The 22,912-nt window shown below is 63.3% G+C and carries 20 protein-coding genes and 2 pseudogenes; 9 read left to right on the top strand and 13 right to left on the bottom strand.

The features are described 5' to 3' along the window. The first annotated feature begins 17 nt into the window (after positions 1 to 17). Positions 18 to 1,694 carry a tannase/feruloyl esterase family alpha/beta hydrolase gene (locus JQ641_RS04445; RefSeq protein WP_249150184.1) on the top strand — a complete coding sequence of 559 codons (1,677 nt, stop codon included), beginning with the start codon at positions 18 to 20 and terminating at the stop codon, positions 1,692 to 1,694. A gap of 66 nt (positions 1,695 to 1,760) precedes the next feature. Here the strand turns inward: JQ641_RS04445 and JQ641_RS04450 are convergent, their stop codons facing one another. Beyond that, positions 1,761 to 2,300 (bottom strand): RBBP9/YdeN family alpha/beta hydrolase, encoded by a 540-nt coding sequence (locus JQ641_RS04450; RefSeq protein WP_211994605.1) that lies wholly within the window; start codon positions 2,298 to 2,300, stop codon positions 1,761 to 1,763. Positions 2,301 to 2,410: 110 nt separating this feature from the next. Here JQ641_RS04450 and JQ641_RS04455 point away from each other — a divergent pair, with 110 nt between their 5' ends. Next, entirely contained in the window at positions 2,411 to 2,893 is a 483-nt protein-coding gene (locus JQ641_RS04455; RefSeq protein ID WP_211994606.1) for an Lrp/AsnC family transcriptional regulator, read from the top strand. 50 nt (positions 2,894 to 2,943) lie between these two features. On the opposite strand, the pseudogene JQ641_RS04460 reads toward JQ641_RS04455, so the two are convergent. The 9 genes and pseudogenes from JQ641_RS04460 to lptF all read right to left on the bottom strand — a co-directional run. After that, positions 2,944 to 3,096, bottom strand: a pseudogene (locus tag JQ641_RS04460) (alcohol dehydrogenase); the annotation flags it as partial. 75 nt (positions 3,097 to 3,171) lie between these two features. Further along, on the bottom strand, positions 3,172 to 3,396 hold the full coding sequence (locus JQ641_RS04465) for a hypothetical protein (protein ID WP_211994607.1): 225 nt from the start codon (positions 3,394 to 3,396) through the stop codon (positions 3,172 to 3,174). A gap of 457 nt (positions 3,397 to 3,853) precedes the next feature. After that, positions 3,854 to 4,912 carry an alcohol dehydrogenase gene (locus tag JQ641_RS04470; RefSeq protein WP_211994608.1) on the bottom strand — a complete coding sequence of 353 codons (1,059 nt, stop codon included), beginning with the start codon at positions 4,910 to 4,912 and terminating at the stop codon, positions 3,854 to 3,856. Between the two features lie 12 nt (positions 4,913 to 4,924). Continuing rightward, the gene (gene rsmA, locus JQ641_RS04475; RefSeq protein WP_192740716.1) at positions 4,925 to 5,791 is read right to left on the bottom strand and encodes a 16S rRNA (adenine(1518)-N(6)/adenine(1519)-N(6))-dimethyltransferase RsmA; all 867 of its coding nucleotides are present in this window, start codon (positions 5,789 to 5,791) and stop codon (positions 4,925 to 4,927) included. A 74-nt stretch (positions 5,792 to 5,865) separates the two neighbouring features. After that, a pseudogene (pdxA, locus tag JQ641_RS04480) lies at positions 5,866 to 6,855 on the bottom strand (4-hydroxythreonine-4-phosphate dehydrogenase PdxA); the annotation flags it as partial. Between the two features lie 3 nt (positions 6,856 to 6,858). Next, complete coding sequence (locus JQ641_RS04485; protein WP_211994706.1) at positions 6,859 to 7,800, bottom strand: peptidylprolyl isomerase; 942 nt, start codon at positions 7,798 to 7,800, stop codon at positions 6,859 to 6,861. Between the two features lie 98 nt (positions 7,801 to 7,898). Next, a complete protein-coding gene (locus tag JQ641_RS04490) occupies positions 7,899 to 10,298 on the bottom strand; it encodes an LPS-assembly protein LptD (protein WP_211994610.1) in 2,400 nt (799 codons plus the stop codon). 98 nt (positions 10,299 to 10,396) lie between these two features. Next, positions 10,397 to 11,494 (bottom strand): LPS export ABC transporter permease LptG, encoded by a 1,098-nt coding sequence (gene lptG / locus JQ641_RS04495; RefSeq protein ID WP_211994611.1) that lies wholly within the window; start codon positions 11,492 to 11,494, stop codon positions 10,397 to 10,399. Next, on the bottom strand, positions 11,491 to 12,657 hold the full coding sequence (lptF, locus tag JQ641_RS04500) for an LPS export ABC transporter permease LptF (RefSeq protein ID WP_211994612.1): 1,167 nt from the start codon (positions 12,655 to 12,657) through the stop codon (positions 11,491 to 11,493). The genes lptG and lptF overlap by 4 nt, the downstream gene beginning before the upstream one ends. Before the next feature lie 361 nt (positions 12,658 to 13,018). Here lptF and JQ641_RS04505 point away from each other — a divergent pair, with 361 nt between their 5' ends. The 3 genes from JQ641_RS04505 (at position 13,019) to JQ641_RS04515 (ending at position 15,653) form a co-directional block, all read left to right on the top strand. Continuing rightward, positions 13,019 to 14,518: a leucyl aminopeptidase gene (locus JQ641_RS04505; RefSeq protein ID WP_211994613.1), complete on the top strand. Its 1,500-nt coding sequence runs from the start codon at positions 13,019 to 13,021 to the stop codon at positions 14,516 to 14,518. Positions 14,519 to 14,540: 22 nt separating this feature from the next. After that, on the top strand, positions 14,541 to 14,993 hold the full coding sequence (locus tag JQ641_RS04510; protein WP_211994614.1) for a DNA polymerase III subunit chi: 453 nt from the start codon (positions 14,541 to 14,543) through the stop codon (positions 14,991 to 14,993). 171 nt (positions 14,994 to 15,164) lie between these two features. Continuing rightward, entirely contained in the window at positions 15,165 to 15,653 is a 489-nt protein-coding gene (locus tag JQ641_RS04515) for a hypothetical protein (protein WP_211994707.1), read from the top strand. Between the two features lie 150 nt (positions 15,654 to 15,803). Here the strand turns inward: JQ641_RS04515 and abc-f are convergent, their stop codons facing one another. Next, positions 15,804 to 17,678 carry a ribosomal protection-like ABC-F family protein gene (abc-f, locus tag JQ641_RS04520; RefSeq protein ID WP_211994615.1) on the bottom strand — a complete coding sequence of 625 codons (1,875 nt, stop codon included), beginning with the start codon at positions 17,676 to 17,678 and terminating at the stop codon, positions 15,804 to 15,806. A gap of 99 nt (positions 17,679 to 17,777) precedes the next feature. Between abc-f and JQ641_RS04525 the strand changes: the two genes are divergently transcribed. From JQ641_RS04525 to JQ641_RS04535, 3 genes are all read left to right on the top strand, one after another. Then, positions 17,778 to 17,972 (top strand): hypothetical protein, encoded by a 195-nt coding sequence (locus JQ641_RS04525; protein ID WP_211994616.1) that lies wholly within the window; start codon positions 17,778 to 17,780, stop codon positions 17,970 to 17,972. A gap of 513 nt (positions 17,973 to 18,485) precedes the next feature. Beyond that, positions 18,486 to 18,908, top strand: a complete 423-nt coding sequence (gene ndk, locus JQ641_RS04530; protein ID WP_211994617.1) for a nucleoside-diphosphate kinase — start codon at positions 18,486 to 18,488, stop codon at positions 18,906 to 18,908. A gap of 60 nt (positions 18,909 to 18,968) precedes the next feature. After that, positions 18,969 to 19,808 carry a TerC family protein gene (locus tag JQ641_RS04535; RefSeq protein WP_211994618.1) on the top strand — a complete coding sequence of 280 codons (840 nt, stop codon included), beginning with the start codon at positions 18,969 to 18,971 and terminating at the stop codon, positions 19,806 to 19,808. A gap of 138 nt (positions 19,809 to 19,946) precedes the next feature. Here JQ641_RS04535 and JQ641_RS04540 read toward each other — a convergent pair whose 3' ends face one another. After that, the gene (locus tag JQ641_RS04540) at positions 19,947 to 20,378 is read right to left on the bottom strand and encodes a winged helix-turn-helix transcriptional regulator (protein ID WP_211994619.1); all 432 of its coding nucleotides are present in this window, start codon (positions 20,376 to 20,378) and stop codon (positions 19,947 to 19,949) included. A gap of 89 nt (positions 20,379 to 20,467) precedes the next feature. On the opposite strand from JQ641_RS04540, the gene JQ641_RS04545 reads away from it, so the two are divergent. Next, a complete protein-coding gene (locus JQ641_RS04545) occupies positions 20,468 to 21,283 on the top strand; it encodes an oxidoreductase (RefSeq protein WP_211994620.1) in 816 nt (271 codons plus the stop codon). A gap of 123 nt (positions 21,284 to 21,406) precedes the next feature. Here the strand turns inward: JQ641_RS04545 and ppx are convergent, their stop codons facing one another. Next, a complete protein-coding gene (gene ppx, locus JQ641_RS04550) occupies positions 21,407 to 22,909 on the bottom strand; it encodes an exopolyphosphatase (RefSeq protein ID WP_211994621.1) in 1,503 nt (500 codons plus the stop codon). Positions 22,910 to 22,912: the final 3 nt, after the last annotated feature.

Below are 22,912 nucleotides of genomic sequence, written 5' to 3' on the forward strand. Positions count from 1 at the left end.
GTCCGCGGGGGGATCGCATGATCACGAAGTTCGCCGTATCGCGCGCAATGACGACGACGGTATTTCTATCCGGCCTCATCGCACTGCCCGCGCTGGCCGTTGCAGCCGAGCGGCCTCTCGGCGCCGACCCGGTCGCGGCATGCGCCACATTGTCGGGTGCAGGCAGCGGCGCGATCAAGGTCGACACGGCCGCGTTGACCGAGCCGAAGCCGCTGACCGTCGCGCCGGGCGGACCAACCCCCGCCGCCCGCATCAGCCCCGCGACCCCGCAATTCTGCCGCGTGCTGGGTCATATCGATCCGACCGATCCGAAGGCGCCGCCGATCCGCTTTCAGCTCAATCTGCCGCTGCAATGGAACGGCCGCTCGGTGCAGTATGGCGGCGGCGGGTTCAACGGCGTGTTGATCACCGGGCTCAGCCTGCCGCCGGCCGCCCCCTTCGACAGCGCCTCTCCGCTGGCGCGGGGCTTTGCGACCTACGGCACTGACTCCGGTCACGAGACCAAGCCGGGCGAACCGCCGCAGCTGTTTGCCGCGAACGATGAGGCCTTCGTCAATTTTGCCCATGCCTCCTACAAGAAAGTGCGCGACGCTGCCGCCATGCTGATGGAGCGCGCTTACGGCGCGAAACCCGAGCGGATGTATTTCGTCGGCAGTTCGGAAGGCGGGCGCGAGGGCCTGACCATGGCGCAGCGCTATCCTGCCGACTTCGACGGCATCTTCGCCCGCGTTCCCGTGATCAACTGGGTCGGCCTGCAGCACGCCGGCACCCGCGCGGGCCTCGCGACCATGGGCGAGGGGTGGATTCGCCCGGCGCAGGTCAAGTTCGTGCACGACGCGGTGCTCGCGGCCTGCGATGCGCAGGACGGCGTCGCCGACGCGCTGGTGGAAGATGCGGTCGGCTGCAAGGCGCGTTTCGACCCGGCGAAACTGCTCTGCGCCAGCGGGGCTGGCGGCGACACGTGCCTCAGCGAGGCGCAGCTCATCGCCATTCGTACGCTGCTTTCCCCCTATAAATTCCCGTTCGCGCTCGCCAACGGCATCACCGAATATCCGGGCTGGGGCGTTTCCGGCGAGGGCACGAAATCCTTTGGCCCGACCGGCGGATGGAGCGCGTGGTGGCTGGGCTCCGCGCCTCCGGCGCTGCCGCCGGTGCCCGCCAACGGCATCGCCTGGGTCTACGGTGCGGGCGGCATCGCGCATATCTTCGCGCGCGATCCGAATTTCGATGTCCGCAAATACCGGGTGGAGGATTTTGCCGATCGGGTGCGCGAGGTTTCCGCGCTGATGGATTCGACCAATCCTGACCTCAGCGCGTTCAAGGCCCGTGGCGGCAAGCTCATCATGCTTGAATACATGGCCGACTACGCGCAGAGCCCCTACGCGGGGATCGGTTATTTCGAACAGGTGCAGAAGCGGATGGGTGAGGCGGCGACCGCCGAATTCGCCCGCCTCTATGCCGCGCCCGGTGTCGACCACGTCGGCAGCGGCGCACCGTCGAGTGTCGACATGCTGTCGGTCCTCGTCGACTGGGTCGAAAAAGGCCGCGCTCCTGGCGATCTCGTCGTCGTCGAACAGCAGCCCGCGCTCCCCGTCACGGTCGACCGCTCATTGCCGCTTTGCCGGTGGCCCGCCTGGCCGCAATACAAGGCGGGCGATTCGAAAAGCGCAGCTAGCTTCGTCTGCGCGCGGTGAGGCGGGCGGGAAATCTCGATCCGATCTGAAGGCGAGGTGCTGGCGTTAGCCGGGACTGCCTTGCCGTCAGCTCGCTGTTCCGGCGGCGAAAGCCGCGAACAATGCCTTTCCCTGCGGCCAGTCCTCAAGCTTGCTGGTCTCGTTGATGTGTCCGAGTTCTCCAACCTCGACGATACCGCATCCCCACAGGTTCGCTCTCTCTCGGGCATATTCGACCGTGCCATAGGGATCGTCCACGCTCGCGACGATGAGTGAGGGAAACCTGAATTCCGTCCGCGGCGGATTGGCAAAACTGGCGGCCTCGACGGGGAAGGCCTGGCCTTCCGGGTTCGGAACCGCCACGAGGAATGCGCCAGCCACCGGCGCCGTCGAAACTTGTTGCCAGTGTGCCACCAAAAGGCACCCCAGGCTGTGAGCGACGAGGAGGGGCGCCTGCCGGGCTGCACCAACCGCGCGATCTAGCGCCGCGATCCAGTCATCGAGCACAGGCTGATTCCAGTCCGTCGGCCGGAGGCGCTGCCATCGCGGGTTTGCGTCTTCCCAGCGGGTTTGCCAGTGCAGCTCACCCGATCCTCCGATCCCCGGCACCATAATGATCTCAGCCATGTCCGCTCCGTTATCCCTGTGACGGGACAAAGTTGACGTCTTCCGTTGTGATCGGGAATGGGAAATGATCGGAAAAGAAGCGCGCGCACCGATGGATTTAAGGTTCACCCATGTCATCTCGAGAAAACACCGTCGTAGCCTTGGATCCCACAGACATCGCGATCATCGAAGCCATGCAGGAGGATGGACGTATCGCGATGTCAGAGCTTGGCCGGAGGATCGGACTGTCTCAGCCCGCGACGTCCGAACGGGTCAAGCGACTGGAGGAGCGCGGCGTCATTACCGGCTATGGCGCTCGAATTAATCCTGCCGCGCTGGGCCTCCGAATGATGGCCGTGATCCGCGTGCGCACGACCCACGAACATATTCAGTCCTGCCTGAAGCAGTTCTCCGAAATGCCTCACGTCCTGGAGGTGTTGCGACTGACCGGAGAGGATTGTTTCATCCTCAAGGTTTTCGTGCCGTCCCCGCAGCAACTGGAAACGATCGTGGACGCTGTGGCCAGGCACGGCGCCGTGACGACGTCGCTGGTCCTGCGCAGCGAGCAGCCCAAACCGATCGGTCGCAAGTTGATTCAACTCGCCGGAGCGTGACGACTTCTCTTTCGGTCGTCCCGCACCGTATTATGTTGAGCAGACTCGCTTCAGTTCTTCAGAACGATGCGCCCGACCACCTTGCCGGCGCGCAGTTCGCCGATCCATTTCTGGACGTCGGCCATCGGTTCTTCTTTCATCGGCGTCGGCTTGATCTTGCCGGCGCGCGCCAGCGCCATCAATTCCTTGGCCTCGGCCATCGTGAGGTGACAGTGCACTCAATGGACGCATCGCAGCAATTCGCAAGATCGTGCGCTCATCGCCACGACCGGACGATTTTACCCGCGGCCGATAGTCTCGAGCGGAGTGCGGTAGAGCTCGTTGCTGTCTCCGTCAGTAACGCGCACGGCACATCCTGTCGAACGCAGCTCGGGACGAACGATGCAAAGCTCGTTCGCGAGGCTATCAGCTTTATCGATTGCGTAATCTGTGTTCTCGAGGATCATGCCGCCCTGGTTTTTAAACTCAGCGCCGACGACAAGATCAAAATTGAAGTATGGCATTAGAGCCCCCTGCCAAATTCCAACTGCATGGAATCTAACCTGAGTCTGGTTGGTTCCTTCATTACAACTCTGAGCGTGACATCTGATTGCAGTCGCCTGTTGCGTTTCGGTATCGCGACCGCATCATCGCGTGCACATCGACGAGGGACCCGAGGGTCGCTCGGTTGCAGCATGCTGCCTATGAAGATCGATCTCGATTCGAAAAACGCGCAGCCCCTTCAAACGATGGCAAGCGCAAGCGGCCCAGGATACCTTGCTTGACCTCAAGCCTGTTATTCAACGACCGGACAAGATTCGCTTTGGCCGGTTGAATAGAGGAAGAAAGATCAGGAGCAACACCGCCAGCGATTCCGTGGAACTACGGTGACGGTGCATCTAACTTACCGGTAATGCCTCGGAAGACGCGACAGCGTCGCTGTTGCCGCAATTCATGGCAACGCTGCGCGCCTGCATCGCCTCAGTTCTTCAGAACGATGCGCCCGACGACCTTGCCGGCCCGCAACTCGTCGATCCATTTCTGGACGTCGGCCATCGGTTCTTCCTTCATCGGCGTCGGCTTGATCTTGCCGGCGCGCGCCAGCGCCATCAATTCCCTGGCCTCGGCCAGCGTGCCCACCATGAAGCCTTCGATCGTCATGCGCTTGTAGACCCATTGCACCATCGGCAGGCTGAAATTGCCGCCCATCAGGCCGGAGACCACGATCTTGCCGCCGCGTGCCACGACCGAGACCGCAAAGGCCATCGATTTTTCGTTGCCGGCAAAGTCGACGATCTCGTCGAAGCCGCCCTCGGTCTCCTTGATCATGCGCTTGACCACGTCGGGCTCCGACGGGTCGTAAGCAACCGCGGCGCCGTTCTGCAGGGCGCTCTCGCGCGCGGCTGGGCTTAGGTCCGCCGCCGCGATCTTCTGCGTGAACATCGCCTGCGCGAATGACAGTCCCATCATGCCGACGCCGCCGAGCCCGATCAGCAGCAGATTACGCTGCCGCGGACGATCGAGCAGGCGCTTGAGCGCGCCATAGGCGGTGACGCCGGAGCACATCAGCGTCGCGGCCTGGTTGACCGGCAGCGGATCGTAATCCAGCAAATATTTCGCGTCGGGCACCAGCACGTGGCTGGCAAAGCCGCCGTCGATGGAGACGCCGAGGAAGCGCTGCTTGACGCAGAGATTCTCGTCGCCGTTCGCGCAGTCGCGGCACTGGCCGCAACCGATCCAGGGGAATACCGCCTGCTTCTTTCCGATCAGGTCCTTCGGCGCATCGGGGCCAACTTCCTCGACCACGCCCGCGATCTCATGGCCGAGCGTGAACGGCAGCGTCATGCCGCGCGTGGTATCGAGCTTCTTGCCGCCGCCGAGATCGGCGTAGCCGTCCTGGATGTGCAGGTCGGAGTGGCACAGTCCGCAACGTTCGATGCGGACCAGGACTTCGTTGCCTTGAGGCTTGGGCGTGTCGACGATGGTTTCGCACAGGGGCGCATCGAATTTGACCAGCGATTGGCGTCGCATCAGCGCCATGGCATTTTCTCCTCAGGGAACGTTTGATTTTGTGGTTCGTATATTGGTCAATTCACGGGCCATGGCAACAAAGCCGGATACCGGGATCGTCTCGGCGCGCCGGGTCGCATCGACGCCGGCGGCGGCGGCCAGCCGGGCCGGATCGACCGAGAGCGATTTGAGGCTCTGGCGCAGCATTTTCCGGCGCTGGCCGAAGGCTGCAGCTGCCACCTGCTCGAGCGCGCGGCGGTCGCACGGCTCCGGCGCGCTGCGCGGCACCAGCCGTACCACCGACGACGTAACCTTGGGCTGCGGCACGAAGGCGGCCGGCGATATGTCGAACAGGATCTTGGTCTCGGCGCGCCAGTTGGCGAGCACGGCGAGCCGTCCATAGGCCTCGTCATCTTCTTTCGCGACGATCCGCTCGGCGACCTCGCGCTGAAACATCAGCACCATCATGTCGTACCAGGGCGGCCATGGTTCGATCGAGAGCCAGTCCACCAATAATTGCGTGGCGATGTTGTAGGGCAGGTTGGCGACGATCTTGGCAGGCTCGCCGCCGAGCAGGGGGCGGGGATCGAAATGCTGCGCGTCGGCATGCACGATCTCCAGCCGACCCGGATAGCGTTTGGCGATATAGTCGAGCGGCGCCAGCGCGCGTTCGTCGCGCTCGACCGCGATGACGCGCCGCGCGCCCAGCGCCAGCAACGCGCGCGTCAGCCCGCCGGGGCCGGGGCCGACCTCGATGACGGTGGCGCCCTCGAGTGGACCTGCGGCGCGCGCGATCCGTGCCGTGAGGTTGAGGTCGAGCAGAAAATTCTGGCCGAGCGATTTGCGGGCCGACAGGGAGTGTTCGCGGATGACGTCGCGCAGCGGCGGCAGATCGTCGATCGCGCTCATTCAGGGGTGGAGCCTTTTTGATTTGACGCGTTTTCTTGACGCGAACCGGTATCCACTTCGCTGGAAAACGCTCTGGCCGCCATGCGCGCGGCGAGCCGCAACGCCGCGACGAGGCTCGACGGGTTGGCGCGGCCGGTGCCGGCGATGTCGAACGCGGTGCCGTGATCGGGCGAGGTGCGGATGAACGGCAATCCCAGCGTGACGTTGACGGCGTCCTCGAACGCGATGGTCTTGATCGGGATCAGCGCCTGATCGTGATACATGCAGATCGCGCAGTCGTAGGTTTTTCGTGCGGCTTCGTGAAACATGGTGTCGGCGGGCAACGGCCCCCGGACCTCGATGCCGTCGCGCCGCAGGATGTCGATAGCCGGCGCCACCACCTCGATGTCTTCCATGCCGAGCGAGCCGTCTTCGCCGGCATGCGGATTGAGGCCTGATACGGCCAGGCGAGGGCTGGCGAGGCCAAAGCGGGCCTTCAGGTCGGCCACCGCGATGCGGGCCGTCGTCACGATCAGATCGGTCGAGAGCTGCGCGAGCGCGTTGCGCACCGATAGATGGATCGTCACCGGCACCACCGCGAGCGCCGGCGACCACAGCATCATTACCGGCTGCGGTGCCGCCCCGCCATTGGCGGCGAGCTCGGCGAGAAATTCGGTATGGCCGGGATGCCGGAAGCCGGCGCGGTACAGCACGCTCTTGGCGATCGGGTTGGTGACCACAGCGCTGGCCCGTCCGGCCCGCACATGGTCAACCGCCTGACGGATGGAAGCCAGCGCGGCGCTTGCGCTGGTCGTGTCCGGCTGGCCCGGCGGCGCGGTTGCCGCTTCGCCCGTCGCCACGACAGGCAATGCCCGCGCAAAGGCTGTGGCCGCATCCTCCGGACTGGTGTCCGCGAGTTCGATCTTCAATCCGAGGATCTTCGCCCGCTCGGCGAAGCAGGTGCGATCGCCGAGCAGATAGAACGGCGGGAGGCCCAGTTCGTTACGCCGGAGCCACGCTGCGATGGCGATGTCGGGACCGATGCCCGCAGGCTCGCCGGATGTCAGCGCGAGGGGCTTTGCCATGCATCAACGACATTCGATCATTGCGGCTTTGCGGATCTCGGCCAGGTAGGCTTTCTGCTTCGCCTCGTATTTCTCGATCGTTATCTTTTCGCGGATTTCCCGCTTCTTCGGCGAATCGACGGTAGTCGGTTTCCGCTCGCACAAAACCACCATTTCGACGCCCTGCCTGGTGATTTCCGGTGCGGTCAAATGACCGATCGGCGTCTTGTCGAGCATCTCGCGCAAAGGAGCGGGAAGGTCGGACGACGTGCGCGTGACGCTATCGCGGATCGTGGCATTCTGCATCGACTTGAAGTAGGCGTTGGCCGACTCGCAACTCGTGACGCGTTCACGCAAAGCTTCGGCTTCTCTTTTCCGCGCCTCGACGGCCGCCGGCTGAGATCCGCGCGGAACCAGCAGCACGATCGGCTGCATCTTGTATTGGAAGGCTTCGACCTTGCCCGAATCGCCAGCCTCTTTGGCTTGCTCGTTAATGTCGCGCTCGCTGACCTGGAGGCTCTCCTTGTACCGGCCGCGCACCAGGCTGGTCCAAACCATCTCGGCCTTGAGGCGGGCCTTCAGGGTCTCCGGCCGGATGCCCTGGCTTTCAAGTGATTTTGTCAGCTGCTCGTTCGAGAGCCGCATTCGCGAACCCATCTGGGCGTAGGACTGATCGACATCGCTGGCCGTGGGGTCGACGCCGAACTTTTTGGCTTCCCGGATCTTCACCTTTTCGTCGATCAGCTGGTCGATCACTTCCTGGCGGGGCATCTGCTTGCGGGTTGTCAGGAAGTTCAGCTTGGTGCGCTGCTCGATATCGAGATTGGTGATGGGCTCGCCCGTGACCATACAGGCGATCGATTGCGCGTGCAGGTGAGTGCCGCTGCTGGCGAGCATGGCCAGTGCAACCGAGCAGCCTGCGATCCGGAACCGGAGGCGATGATGTCGAGGCTTGATGGTCTTCATGCTCATGTCAGGCGCATCAACCAATTCGATCCGCAATACGCCGGGAACTGCATGGCTTCCTGCGTTCAAGGCTTCCCACGTTCAAGGCTTCGCCCACGCTACTGAAGGCCGCCGGCGCCGGTGGCCGACGTGGACGAATTCGCGATGGTCCGCAGGCCGATCTGAAGCATGAAGCCGTGGCTGAGGACCGGCGGCGTGGTGCCGGCGGAATAGGTATAGGACGTCACATAATTGGCAGCGAGCACGAAGCAGTCGTCCACATAGCCTGCGCCGATGATGTACTGATTGAGCTTGTTGGCTTCAAGATCCCACCGCGCGGAACCCGAGACCACCCAGTTCGTCGCCAGCTTGACCGACGCGCTGCCGAGCAGCCCCTCGCGCCGGGTCAGGTATCCAAGGGCTGGCTGCTCCGCGTAATTGCCGTACAGCAGGCTGACCGACCAGCGGTCGAATGACGCGCGGCCCTCGGCCTCGAAACGGTTGAGGTTGAGCGTCGCTTCGTCCATGCGCCCACGCACGCTGAACGTATAGGTCCGGTTGGGCGAATAATTGACGCGGGCGACATAGTCGGAGCGCGTGTTCTGCAGGCCGGAATCGACACCGGTATTGGTCAGGTCGGCGACCGCGAACGAGTTCATGCCGAACAGCTGATAGGATTGTCCGAACAGCACGTTGATGCTGCCACCGCGGTCGAATTGCGTGGTCGCCTGCACGCCGACATTGGCGCGGCCGCCGCCCTCGATGCGGTCGTAGCCCGAGAACTTGTCCACCGCGAACAAATTGCTGGCGTCGAACACCATGCTCTGCGCGTCTTCGTTGGGCAGCCTGCCGGCATAGGTCTCGTTGGGGCGGATGATGACCTGCGCGATCGGCTCGATCGTGGTGGTGCCCCAAGGCTGAACGTTGATGAAGGGATAGCGATATTCGAGGCCGACGGTCGGCATCACGCGCAGCGCGGTGGTATCGCCGACAGGCAGGAAATTCGAGACGCCCGGCTGATTCGAAATCGAGGCATCGACGGCGTCGACGCGGGCGATCGCGAACGGCGTCCAGATTTGGCCATAGGGGTCGGTGTACGACCGCCGCCACTGCGCTTCCGCGGTGAACCTTGTGTAGGTGCCGGGGATGCCGCGCAGCAGGCACTGCGAAGGTAGCCGCGCGAGCGGATCGGCGGACGCGGTGGTGCAGAGCGCGTTGGTGTTGGCCAGCGTCGTGATCGGGTCGAACGCCGCGGTCGAGCGCGACAGGCTGGTGAAGTTGGTCTTGTAGCTGACCTCACCGCCGAAGATCGGGCTGTTGATCACGTTGGAATAGTCGACCACCGGATGGATGACCGGAACCTTCTCCTGGCTGCCGGAGAAGCTGAGGTAGTAGATCGTGCGCGCGTCGAAGAAGCTGCGATTGCCGACGCCGGTCAGATAGAGCTGCGAGATCGCTTCGGTCGGCAGGCTCAGGAACGATCCCAACGTATCCCTGTACTGGGCCAGCCGGTAGTCGGACATGAAGAAGTAGTCGGACAACAGCACGCCGTCCCAACCCCAGGTCCATTTGTCGTTGATGGCGAACTGGCCCTTGGTTTCGACGCCGCCGCGGAGGTCGCGGTCGCCGGGCTGGCCAGTGAAGGCGCTGCGATCGAGCTGGTTGATGCCATAGGCGCGGATCGCGTACGAGCCGTTGATCAGGCGCTGGCGGAACTCGCCCTGAAACAGCACGCCTTGCCGGGTCGTGATACGCGGATTGAAGGTCGCGTCGTAGTCCGGCGCAATCGCCCAATAGAACGGCGTTTCCACGCCGTAGCCATAAGGCGTGTACGAGCTGAGGAACGGCATCAGGAAGCCGGTCTTGCGCTTCACGGTGGGATCGGGCGTCGAAAAATACGGCAGGTACGCCATCGGCACACCGAAGAATTCGAGCTGGGCGTTCTCGAAATACAGCATCTTCTCGGTCTGGTCGTGGATGATGCGCGCACCCTTGACCTGCCACAAAGGCGGCTTCTTCGGATCGTCCTTGCAGGGCGCGCAGGCGGTATACACGCCGTTTTCGAACACGGTGTAATTGCCGCTGCTCCGGTCGGCACGGGTTGCCGCCATCCGCGTCGCATCCTCGGTGTCGACGCGCAGCGAATCGACGAAACCGTCACGGTAGTCGTCGCTCAGATCCATGATGTTGGCGTAGGTGACTTTGCCTTCGGCGTCCGTCAGGCGGATGTTGCCCTCGGCATGCAGGCGCTTGGTCTTCTGGTCGTAGATGACCTTGTCGGCCTCGACGCTGGTGCCGTTGTAGAACATCTGCACGTTGCCGACCGCGGACACACGCTGGTTGTTGTAGTCGTAATCGACCTCGACGGCCTGCACGAGCATTTGCCCGTTGTTGTTGGCGGGCCGGGGCGGCGCTTTGGGCGGCCGCGGATTGTAGGTGAAGCCTTGCGCCGAGGCGGGGGCCGTCCAGGCAAGCACCATCGCGCCTGCGAGCGCTAAGCCGGCGAGCAGGGCGATCATTGGGACGCCAACGGTGGCCAAGCGGCTCCGATAGCGGCGCAGCGGGCTGCGCCGCCTGAACGCAGGCGACCTCAACTGGCGGGCGGCGACAACGGCCACTACCCGTCCTCCTGGTACAGCAAGGCCAAAAAACCGGTGAGGCCGCCCACGCAGACGGGCAACCACGCCGCAGCGATGGGATGCATCAACTCAGCCTTGCTCAAATCCTCAGTTACTTTCGACAGAACGTAGAGCAGAAAGCCCGCACCCACGCCACTCAAAACCATCTTTTGCACGCCGCCCATCCGGAAGAAGCGAAGACTGACCGACGCCGCCAACATCACCATTGCAGCCAGCAAAAACGGCTGTGCGATGAGCTTGTGATACTGCAAACGGTAGCCGGCGGTCGCAAATCCCGAGCTCTCCGAAGATCGGATATAGCCGGGGAGTTGCCAAAAAGACACAGTTTCCGGGGTCGAGAAACTGTTGCGAATCTGGGCCGGCGTCAGGGTGGTCGTGATGTACAGGTTTTCCTGTTCGATCGGCGGCTTGTCGAGGGAGTATCGGCGCACTGATTTGAACGCCCAGCGGCCTTCTTCCAGCGCCGCCTCTCGGGCCTCGATTCGTTCCTTGAACTGCAGGTTTGTATCAAACCGGAACACCGTGAGACCGGTCAGCCGCACACCCTGCCGCTCGCTGCGGGCGGCGTTGATGATGGTCTGGCCCTCGCTGTTGATCTGGTTGAGCCAGAATCCGGCAGCGTCCTGGATGCCGCCGCCGGGTGCCGAGCCGAACAGCTCCGCTTCCATCCGCTTGGAGAGTTCGCGCAGGTTCGCCGACATTGGATTGTAGGCGACGGTCGCCGCGGTGCCGAGGATGATCGCGCTGGCGAGCGCGGGCGCAATGAATTGCCAGGCGGAGACGCCGGCGGCGCGCGCCACCACGAGTTCGAGCCGCCGCGACAGCGCAAGGTAGCAGGTCATCGCGCCGATCAGGACGCAGAACGGCATCAGCTTTTCGAGCAGCTGCGGCACGCGGTACAGCGACGTCTGCGCGACCGTGATCGCCGATGCCGACGCCAGCCCCGAGGTCTTGCGCACCATTTCGATGTAGTCGACCAGCACCAGCAGCACGAAGATGCTTGCAAACACGCCCACCGCCGCGACCAGGAAGCGGCCGGCGAAGTATCGTCCAAGCGTGTTGGTCAACATGCTCATGCTGTGGCCGGACGTCCAAAGAGCCGCGCCAGGCGCGCATTCGATTTGTTGATCGCCTCGATCAGTGCGGCCGGCGGTTCCACCACCACGCCGCCGACAATCATCCACAAGCCGATGCCGATCGATGCGAACAGCATCAAATACTGGACCAGCGCGGCGGTCGGATTTTTCACCGCCATGACGGAGCAGGCGAATCCGGCCATGCGCAGGCCGAACACCGCGATAATCGAACCGCCGATCGAAAAGTTGCGGCTCTGCCGCGTGGTGCGCGGCGTGCCCAGAAATGCGAATGTCAGGACCGCAAACGCGAACGGATACACCGGCGCCATCAAGCGGTCGTGCAATTCGGCGTAAAATTGTCCGCCCAATTTCTTGAACACCGGATCGTTTTCATCGGGCGAAACCAGTTCCCAGATGTAGCGTTCGCGAATCCCCAGCACCGCGTCGCGCTGATTGGAGAATTTCGACATGTCGAATGCGTAGCGCCCGAACGCCACCAGCGCGGGGTCGCGTTTTCCCGCCTCGAATCGCTCGAGGTTGCCGTCTTCCAGCACCAGGTACGAGCCATTCTCGTTCTTCAGCACCGTGCCGTGATCGGCGATGATGGTGACGCGTTCTTTCGGATCGCGGCGATCGTCGACGAAGATGCCGGCGAGCACGCCGCCCGGCAGCCGTTCGCGGATGCGAATCGTCAGATTCTGGTCGAGCTGGGCGAAGCGACCGGGCTGCAGGATGTTGGTCAGCACGTCCGCGGTGATCTCGGCGTCCCATTGCTTGATCCGGCGCATGCCGTCGGGAGCGAGATAGGCGCCGATGAAGGCGACCATCAGCGCCACCACGCAGGTGGCGTAGAAGAAGGGACGGAACAGCCGGAACGGCGAGAAGCCGGCGGCGTTCATCACGATGATCTCGGAATCGGTGGCGAGCTTGTTCAGCGTGTGCGAGACCGCGATCATCAGCGCGATCGGCGCGATGATCAGAACCAGCGCGGGAATCACCAGGCTGGTGATGCCGAGGAAGGTGATGATGGTCTGACCCTGGCTGGTCATCAGGTCGATTCCGCGCAACGCCTGCGTAATCCAGATCACGCCCGTCAGGCTGACCAAGACCAGCGCAAACGACGCAAGCGTCGTGCGGAAGATATACTTGTCGATAGACCCCATCGTTTACCGCACGATCCCACCTAGCGTGCCAAAAGAGCGGCTTGCGACCAATCCCGAAACCGGGATCCCCGAGGTCGCGCCGCCAGCCTTTCAGCCGTCTCCACTCTCACTACCATCCCTTTGATCCGTCAACAAAATGGCCGGGCCGTGGCACCCTTAGGATATGGTTAATTATTCGGCGCCTGTGGCCTTGGGGCCACGCAGGCGCTTGGCAGCGCCGCGGCTGACAGGCCATAGTGTGGCAAATCAAGGTCCCGGCTGATCGGGACCGCCACCAAGAGACCATTCTGAATACCGCTCCGTGTATCCTTGGGACCGTTTCCGGTCCCGCAATCAGCCCTGAATTCTGGAGGAATTGCCTATGTCCGACGCCGTCAAGGTCGGCTTTGTCCCGTTTTCCGCGGCGGTTCGCGGCATTCTGGTGGTGTTTTGCGACGATGCGCTGAAGTTCGGCGCGGCGACCCGCAAGGCGCTGGGGTCAGCGGCCGACACCGTCAAGCGGGCGGCGGCGGCCAACCAGTTCAAGGGCAAAAGCGGCGCGGCGCTGGATATTCTGGCGCCGGAGGGAATCAAGGCGCCGCGGCTGATCGTCGTCGGTCTCGGCAAACCGTCGGCGCTGAAGGAGAAGGATTTTCTCAAATTCGGCGGCGTCACCGCCGGCAAGCTCAATGCCGCCAGCGACGCCGTCACCATCATCGCCGAACTGCCCGATGGCGCGATGCAGCCTGATCAGGCCGCCGCCATCGCGGCGGGCGTCCGGCTGCGCGCCTATAAATTCGACCGCTACAAGACCAAGAAAAAGGACGAAAACGGTGCCTTGCGATCAGACGTTTCGATTGCGGTGGCTGACGTTGCCGCCGCTCGCAAAGCCTTCGCGCCGGAATCGCACGTCGTCGACGGCGTGATCATCGCGCGCGAGCTCGTCAACGAGCCGCCGAACGTGCTTTTCCCGATCGAGTTCGCACGCCGCGCCAGTCAGCTCAAGAAGGTCGGCGTCAATGTCGAGGTGCTCGACGTCAAGGCGATGACCAAGCTCGGCATGGGTGCGCTGCTCGGCGTCGGCCAGGGATCGACCCAGCCCAGCCGCACCGTGATCATGCGCTGGAACGGCGGCAAAAAGGGCGAGCAGCCGGTTGCCTTCATCGGCAAGGGCGTCTGTTTCGACACCGGCGGCATTTCCATCAAAGGCGCCGCCAGCATGGAAGACATGAAAGGCGACATGGGGGGAGCTGCCTGCGTCGTCGGCCTGATGCATGCGCTGGCGGCGCGCAAGGCCAAGATCAACGTCGTCGGCGCCATCGGCCTCGTCGAGAACATGCCTGACGGCAATGCCCAGCGTCCCGGCGACATCGTGACCTCGATGTCGGGGCAGACCATCGAGATCATCAACACCGACGCCGAAGGCCGGCTCGTGCTGGCCGACATGCTCTGGCACGTCAACAAGAAGTTCAAGCCGAAATTCATGGTCGATCTGGCCACGCTGACCGGCGCGATCATGGTCGCGCTCGGCACCGAGCATGCCGGCCTGTTCTCCAACAATGACGAGTTGTCGGAACGGCTGAGCAAGGCCGGCCTTGAGACTGGCGAGAAAGTCTGGCGTCTGCCGCTAGGTCCGGAATACGACAAACTGATGGATTCGCAATTTGCCGACATGAAGAATGCCGGTGCACGGTACGGCGGCTCGATCACCGCCGCCCAGTTCCTGCAGCGTTTCGTCGACGATACGCCGTGGGCGCATCTCGACATCGCGGGAACCGCGATGGGCGCGCCGAAAACCGAGATCAATCACAGCTGGGGTTCCGGCTACGGCGTTCGTCTGCTCGACCGGCTGGTCTCGGAATACTACGAAGCCAAAAAATAGCAGCGGAAGAGCTGAGAACTGCATGACGGAAGTCCTGTTCTACCATTTGCAGAACATGTCGCTCGAAAGCGTCCTGCCGCCGCTCCTGGAAAAGTCGCTGGAGCGCGGCTGGCGCGTGGTCGTGCAATCGACATCGCAGGAACGCACCGATGCGCTCGATGCGCATCTGTGGACCTACAGTGACGATTCGTTCCTGCCGCACGCCACCTGGCGCGCCGCCGACGCGCCGGATCAGCCCATCATCCTTTCGACTGAGGAGGGCAATCCGAACCGCGCCAATGTCAGGTTCCTGATCGACAATGCCGCGCTGCCCGCGGATTCCGACAGCTACGAGCGCCTGGTGCTGGTTTTCAACGGCGACGATTCCGACGCGCTGACCGCGGCGCGTGGCGTCTGGACCGATTGCAAGGCCCGCGGCTTCGAGGTGACTTATTGGCAGGCCGACGAGCGGGGCCGCTGGCAGCGCCGACAATAGCGATATAAGACAATTAATGATAATTTGAAGTTTCTTCCGGCGGGCTTGTGGGTAGCCATGGTCGTGCCGCAAAGTGATGTTGGGACAAGTAGTTACATATCAAGGGCGGGGGAGCCTGGGTCTAGCGTGCGAGACGGAACGTTCAATCGAAAGCCATTGCTGGGGTTGCTTCTGCTCGGTCCCGTGATCGCGGGCTGCAGCGGCGCGCCCGACCTGCTTTCGAAGGATGCCGACTGGTTCTCGCGTCCCGGCCGCGTCTTCGTCAAAAACATTTCGATCGAGACGCCGCCGCTGACCCCGGACAAGCCGGTCATGGCGGAAGATCTCGTCTCCGCCGACGGCGGCTGCGCGGGAATGGCGCCGCCACCAGGTGCTGCCGACGCCAATGCGCAGGCGGGTAGTCCGCCGCCCTCGACGACGGGTAGCGTCGCGCTTGGCCATACCGAATGCGACGTGGTCCGCGGCATCGGCGCGCCCGACAGCGTCAACTTCTCGAATAATCCCCGCGGCGATCGCGTTGCGATCGTCACCTATTCGCGCGGCCAGCGCGCCGGCATCTACACCTTCACCGCTGGACGCCTGTCGTCGATCGAGCGCGGGCCCGAGCCGGTGCAACAGCCGAGGGGCGCCAAGCCGAAGCGAAAGCCGGCGGCGACGTAAGGCGCTTTCCATTTTGGCAGAGTCGTAGGGTGGGCAAAGCGCAGCGTGCCCACCAAATTCTTGCGGTGACCGCAATGGTGGGCACGGCGCAGCGCGCCTTTGCCCACCCTACGATTCTTCACGCGTATCGGCGTCATTCGCTAGGAAGGCTTAACCCGTCGCCTCGTCATATTGCGAACTTGCTTCCAGCCAGTCTTCCTCAGCGCGCTGTAGTGCGGTTGCTGCACCCGCCCGGGCCTTGCTGAGCTGGGCGGCCTGCTTCGGATCGCGCGTGAACAGATCCGGCAGCGCGAGGGCGGTGTCGATCTTGGCGATGATGCCGTTGATGCGCGCGATCTCGGCCTCGGCCTCGGCGATTTTCTGCCGCAGCGGCGTGCGCTTTTCAGTTTTGCCGCGCTCGGGTTTTGAGTTTTCTTTCGCGCGCTCATTGCCACGGTCGCGCGAGGCGGGTCTGACGTCGCGGATCGACAGCACCATCCGCCGGTACTCGTCGAGATCGCCGTCATAGGTCGTCACGGTCTGGTTGGCGACCACCCACAATTGATCGGCGCAGGCTTCGATCAGATAGCGGTCATGTGAGACCATGATGACGGCGCCGGGAAATTCATTGATCGCTTCGGCGAGGGCGGCGCGGCTGTCGATGTCCAGATGGTTGGTCGGCTCGTCCAGGATGATCATGTTGGGGCCGTAGAACGTCGCGAGGCCGAGCAGCAGCCGCGCCTTCTCGCCGCCCGACAGGCTCTTCACCAGGGTGTCGCCGGCCTTGCCGGAAAATCCGATGGCGCCGACCCGCGCGCGCACCTTGCTTTCGGGCGTCTCGGGCATCAGCTTGCGGACATGGTCGTAGGGCGAGCCATCCAGGTTGAGTTCGTCGACCTGGTGCTGCGCGAAATAGCCGACCGACAGTTTCTCCGCGCGCGTGATCCGCCCGGAGAATGGCGGCAGCTTGTTCGCGAGCAGTTTTACAAGTGTCGATTTGCCGTTGCCGTTCGATCCCAGGAGCGCGATGCGGTCCTCGGTGTCGATGCGCAGCGTGACGCGGTTGAGCACGGGCTTTTTGGGATCGTAGCCGACCGAGACGTCATCGACCGCGATGATCGGCGGCGACAGCATCTTTTCAGGCGTCGGGAATGAAATCTCGCGCACGTCCTGCGTCACCAGCGCCGTGACCGGCTTCATCCGCTCCAGCATTTTTACGCGCGACTGGGCCTGGCGCGCCTTGGACGCTTTCGCCTTGAAACGGTCGACGAACGCCTGCAGCCGCTTGCGCTCGTCCATCTGCCGCTTGGCGTGCTTGGCGTCGAGCATCTCGCGCGTGGCGCGCTGCTCCTCGAACGATGAATAGGTGCCCTTGTAGAGCGTCAGCTTGCCGCGATCGAGGTGCAGGATCTGGTCGACCGACGTGTCCAGGAGATCGCGGTCATGGCTGATCACGATCACGGTGCGCGGATAATTCGCCAGATGCTCTTCCAGCCAGAGCGTGCCTTCGAGGTCAAGATAGTTGGTGGGCTCGTCGAGCAGCAGCAAATCGGGCGCCGCGAACAGCGTCGCGGCGAGTGCGACGCGCATGCGCCAGCCGCCGGAGAATTCCGAACAGGGGCGGGCCTGGTCCGCGGTCGAGAAGCCGAGGCCCGAGAGGATCGCAGCAGCCCGAGCGGGCGCCGAATGTGCATCGATATCGACCAGCCGGGTCTGGATCTCGGCGATCCGGTGCGGATCGTCGGCAGTCTCGGCTTCCTGCAGCAACGCGTCGCGCTCGAGGTCGGCCTTTAGCACGACATTGATGAGGCTTTCCGGCCCGTCGGGGGCTTCCTGCGCAAGGCTGCCGATGCGCCAGCGCGGAGGTATCGAGATGCTGCCGGATTCGGTCGGCAGATCACCGCGAATCGCATGAAACAGCGTCGATTTGCCGACGCCGTTGCGGCCGACGAAGCCGACGCGCGCGCCGGGCACGATCTGTACCGAGCTGTCCTCGATCAAAAGCCGTCCGGCAATCCGGATCGAGATATCTGTGATTGAAAGCATGCGGCCTTGTCACCGGACCGGCTGCCAAACGCAACCGATTTATGTGACGAACAGGCGCTCCCAAGGCTTAGGCGTTCCTGAGGCTCCCGATACAGGTTAATGCCGCTCGTTTTCACGCCGGCGGAGCTCATTGATCAATTGCTGCAAGCGGGGCGAGAGTTCGGTTTCCGGACGCATATACTGCTGCAACCGTTCGCCGACGGCATCGCAGATCGATCGCGAAGTCCGGTGATCGATCTGCTCGAAAACGGGATTGATTCGGCTATCCATGGCGAGTTCCAGCATTGCTTTTGAGTAAGTCTGAGTAAGTTGCTGCAGGATCAAGTCACGAGGCTGCGATTTGTTTCCGGTTGCAGAACTCCGATGCATGCATCTGAGGGGAGGCTGGGGAGCTGCGTCCCACTGGTTCCCTGTATGGACGGGGCAATGGGGGCTGCCGAAGAGGACGCGGCCACTCAACGAAGCCGCGGCAATGCAACGCGATCGATTGCGAAATGCGATCATCCGATCGCGAAGCATGATCGTTTGAGTGAGGTTTCGGCGCGGAGGGCGCGCCATCCGTGAGCTCGCTTCTGGTCGGCCCACAAGGCGTCCGATTGCCTGAAAGCCTAACGTGCTGAACGCCTTCGCGCCGACGTGAAATGGTTGCAATCAAGGGCTCGAAGCGTTTTCGGCCGTAAGTCCGGCCCGCGGTAAGGGGCTGACCAACGAAAACACGTCAAAAACGCGGCATTGGGTCGCTTGCCGTCGCAGGACTGCGCCGATATAAGCCCCCAACTCCCAATCAGTGTTTGCAAGGACGTAACTATGGCGATGGAACGCACTTTCTCGATCATCAAACCCGACGCGACCGAGCGCAATCTGACCGGCGCCGTCAACGCGTTGATCGAGAAGGCGGGGCTTCGGATCGTGGCCCAGAAGCGCATTCGCATGACGCGCGAGCAGGCCGAAACCTTTTACGCGGTCCACAAGGCGCGTCCGTTCTTTGGCGAACTGGTCGACTTCATGACGTCGGGCCCGGTCGTGGTGCAGGTGTTGCAGGGCGAGGGTGCGGTGCTGAAATATCGCGACGTGATGGGCGCCACCGATCCGTCGAAGGCGGCCGAGGGCACGATCCGCAAGGTTCACGCCAAGTCGATCGGCGAAAACTCGGTGCATGGTTCGGACGCGACGGAAACGGCCGCGATCGAAATCGCGCAGTTCTTTTCCGGTAACGAAATCGTCGGTTAATTCAAAACGAGCGGCGCGCAAGCGCCGCCCAGGACGGCCGAGCGCCGGGGGGAGCATGCTGTGAACTGGGTGCTGCAAATTTTCGATCCGGCGACGATCTCGACTTTCTTCACGCAGTTTCAGGCCGAGATGCAGCAGCCCGCCTTCTGGGTCGCGCTCGGCAAGATCATGTGGATCAACATCCTGCTGTCGGGCGACAATGCGCTCGTCATCGCGATGGCATGCCGCGGGCTGCCGCCGCGCCAGCGGTTCTGGGGCATGATCCTCGGCGCCGGCGTCGCCGTTGGGCTGCGCATCATCTTCACCGGCATCGTCGTGTCGCTGATGGCGCTGCCGTTCCTCAAGCTGGTCGGTGGCCTGGCGCTGCTCTACATCGCGGCCAAGCTGCTGGTGCCCGAAGATGAAGGTGAGGGCGACGTTCACGCGGCGGCGCATCTGTGGGCGGCCGTGCGGATCGTGGCGATCGCCGACATCGTGATGAGCCTCGACAACGTGATCGCGGTCGCGGCGGCCGCCAATGGCAGCATTCCGTTGCTGGTGATCGGCCTTGCGATCAGCGTTCCCCTGATCGTTGCCGGTGCGGCGCTGATCATGGCGTTGCTGACGCGCATGCCGGCTCTGGTATGGGCCGGTGCAGGCCTGCTCGGCTGGGTCGCCGGCGAGGTGATGGCCACCGATCCTGCCGTCGTTCCCTATTTGCGTGCGCTTTCCGATGGGCCGATCGGCGTTTCGCTCGACCGCGTTTTCAGCCCGATCGGCTTGCACTTCGCCAATGGCGGTCATGGTGCCGAAGTGGTGTGCGGCCTGATCGGCATCGCGATCGTGCTGGTGATCGGTTCGATGTGGCGCAAGAGCGCGCAGCAGAAACACGCCGCCGAGCACGCCGCCAAGGCGGCGTAGGTGTTCAGACAGCGAAATGCGTAGCGAACTGCTCGCATCGCGACACGGAAACGCCCGGGAATCTCCCGGGCGTTTTTTTTGATGTGAGCTCGAAGTTCTCGGTGATCCGTCGCGCTGCTTCATCTCCCCTGGGGCCACTCATTCGGGCGCAGCGATGCGGATGGGCCGTGTTCCGACCGGAGCGCCGGTCTGGCGGTCGATGGTGACGGGATCAATCTCCGTTCCGGTCTCTGCGTCGAAGAACCGGGTCACCTTGCCCCCGCTGCGGTGCTTGCGTCCCCACGCGCCGATCGCAAACAGCACCGGCAAAAAGTCGCGGCCGGCTTCCGTAAGCACATATTCGTCGCGCGGCGGACGGTCGGAATAGCGGCGTTTCTCGAGCAGCCCCTCATCAGTCAGGGCTGCAAGCCGCCCCGTCAGCATCGTCGGCGCGATGCCGAGGCTCTTGCGGAAATCATCGAAGCGGCTCAGCCCCGCATGGGCGTCGCGCATGATCAGCATGCTCCATGCGTCCCCCACAAGCGCCAGGCTCCGGGCGATCAGGCATGGCTGGTTCGAAAGATTCTTCATGTCCATATCTTTTTAGTAGTGACTTGATATCGATTTGATAGTAACTGATTGTCCATCGAGGTTCCACGGCAAAATGAAAGCAGAGGCCGATGAGCGAGACAGAATGCGGTATTGCCCTGGTTACGGGGGCTTCCTCGGGCATCGGGCTGGTGACGGCACAAGCGCTGCGCCGCGATGGCTACCGTGTCTTCGGCACCAGCCGGAAGCCGATGCCCGACACCGCGGATGGGATCACGATGCTGATCTGCGACGTGAGCAACGATGCATCCGTGCAGGGCGTCGTCGACGAGGTTCTAAGCCGAGCAGGTCGGATCGATCTTCTCGTCAACAATGCCGGGATCGGATTGCTGGGCGGCGCTGAGGAATCCACGATGTCACAGGCGAAAGCCGTGTTCGACGTCAACGTGTTCGGCATCATACGAATGACAAATGCGGTCCTGCCGGTGATGAGACGGCAACGCAGAGGCCGGATCGTCAATCTCAGTTCCATACTCGGGCTGATCCCCGCTCCCTATAACGCTCTCTACGCATCGACCAAGCACGCCATCGAAGGCTATTCGGAATCTCTCGATCACGAAGTGCGAACGCAGGGCATCCGCATCGTGCTGGTCGAACCCGGCGTGACCCGCACGTCCTTCGAAGAGAACATCACGCGACCGGACCGGCCGCTTGCGGTCTACGATACGATTCGCGCCGACGCGGCGAAGCTGATGCGCGAGATCGTCGCGAAAGGCGATGCACCCGAGGTTGTTGCCGCAGCCGTCGTGAGGGCCGCCAATGCGGCATCGCCGAAGAGACGCTACACGGCCGGAAAAGCTGCAGGACAGATTCGTTTCATGCGCCGCTTCCTGCCTGAGTCCTTCGTCGACAAGAACCTTCGAAAATTCAGCAGACTTCCCGATTGAGCTGCATCGCATTACTGGCGCTGCCGGCTCACCACAGAACGAAAGTTGATCTGATGAAATCGTTCCTGATCGATCGCTATGCAAGCGCGTATCAGGCGGAAGCCTGACGCCTGGCTTCACGCGCTAGCGCCGCACGATCGATCCAGAGCGTCCGACCAGCCGGGCCAGTTGCTTGAAGCGGCTGCCGACGCGGTCGGCGACCAGATCGACCATCCGGTGCTCGAACACCAGCATCAGCTTGCGGCCCTGGCTGCGGAAATGCGTCGCGGGCAGCACACCGGTTCGCGCCGCCGAGATCAGATGCGCAACGCGGAACGCCGCGCCCAGCATTCTGGCGCGCTCGTCCATCGCCGGTGGCACCAGCTCGCGGATCCGCGCCGGCGGTTCGTTTTCCTCGCTGAGACCGGCGTAGCGATAAAACACCGACAGCGCGACAAAGGCGCGGCCCTGGTGACTGATCGAGCCGAAATTGCCGTTGGTGATCAGGCTCAGCGTCTCTTCGCCGCGATGGTCCGGATGCACCCGCCAGCCGATGTCGGACAGCAGGCATGCGGCGTGGCGCAGCCGGCGTTCCTCAGGCGTTTCGCGCAGCTTGACGACCCTGACCAGACGATCGGTCCACGAGACCAGTTCTTCGGCATGGCGGGCGGAGCGCGACAACAGCTGGTTCAGCGTCTGCGCGGCGCAGATGAATCCATCGAGGGCGCGTTCGGATGGCGGCAGCTTTTCGTACAACAGCCCCTCGCGCACGCCGAAGGTCGAGAACACGATGGTCTTGGGCCTGGCAACGCGAATGATGTGTTCGAGCACCAGCGCCGCGTAGGTCAGCAGCGGCCGCCGCGCGTCGGAGATCATCTCGATATTAGCCAGCATGTTGGCCGCAGCCAGCCGCCTCAGCCTCTGCGCGAAGTCGAGCGCTTCCGCCGCCGGGATCGAATAACCGTGCATCACCCGCAGCGGGTAGTCGCTCTGGATGATGTGGATGCGCGCCAGCGCGCGCCAGGTGCCGCCGACCGCATAGAAGGTACGGCCGTGGCCGGCCTTGAGCTGGGCGACGTCGGACAGTTCGTCGGAGACGATCCGCTCGGCACGTTTGAGCGATTTGTCCGACAGGTCCTGCAGCGCCAGGCTTCCGAGCGGCAGCGTGACGCCGCTGCGGACGCGGTTGCGGTGCACGTCGATCAGTTCGAGCGAACCGCCGCCGAGATCGCCGACGATGCCGTCGGGATCGTGCACGCCGGAGACGACGCCGAGCGCCGACAATTTGGCCTCGCGCGGTCCCGACAGGATCTGAATGGTGGCGCCGCAGATGCGCTCGGCCTTGGCGATGAAATCGGGGCCGTTGGAGGCGTCGCGGCAGGCCGCCGTGGCGATCGCATAGACGCGGCCGACCTTCTGGATCCTGCACAACGCGCGAAACCGCCGCAGCGCGGTCAACGCCTTGGCGACGGCGTCGGTCGCCAGCAGCCCGGTGGTCTGAACCTCGCGGCCGAGCCCGCACAGCGCCTTCTCGTTGAAGATCGTGACGAGGCTGCGCGCCATCGTTTCATAGACGACGAGACGAACCGAGTTCGAACCGATATCGATGACGGCGACGCTGGTCGAGCGCTTGCGCGGCCGCTTCACCGC

The sequence above is a fragment of the Bradyrhizobium sp. JYMT SZCCT0180 genome (assembly GCF_018130165.1).
Taxonomy (GTDB): domain Bacteria; phylum Pseudomonadota; class Alphaproteobacteria; order Rhizobiales; family Xanthobacteraceae; genus Bradyrhizobium.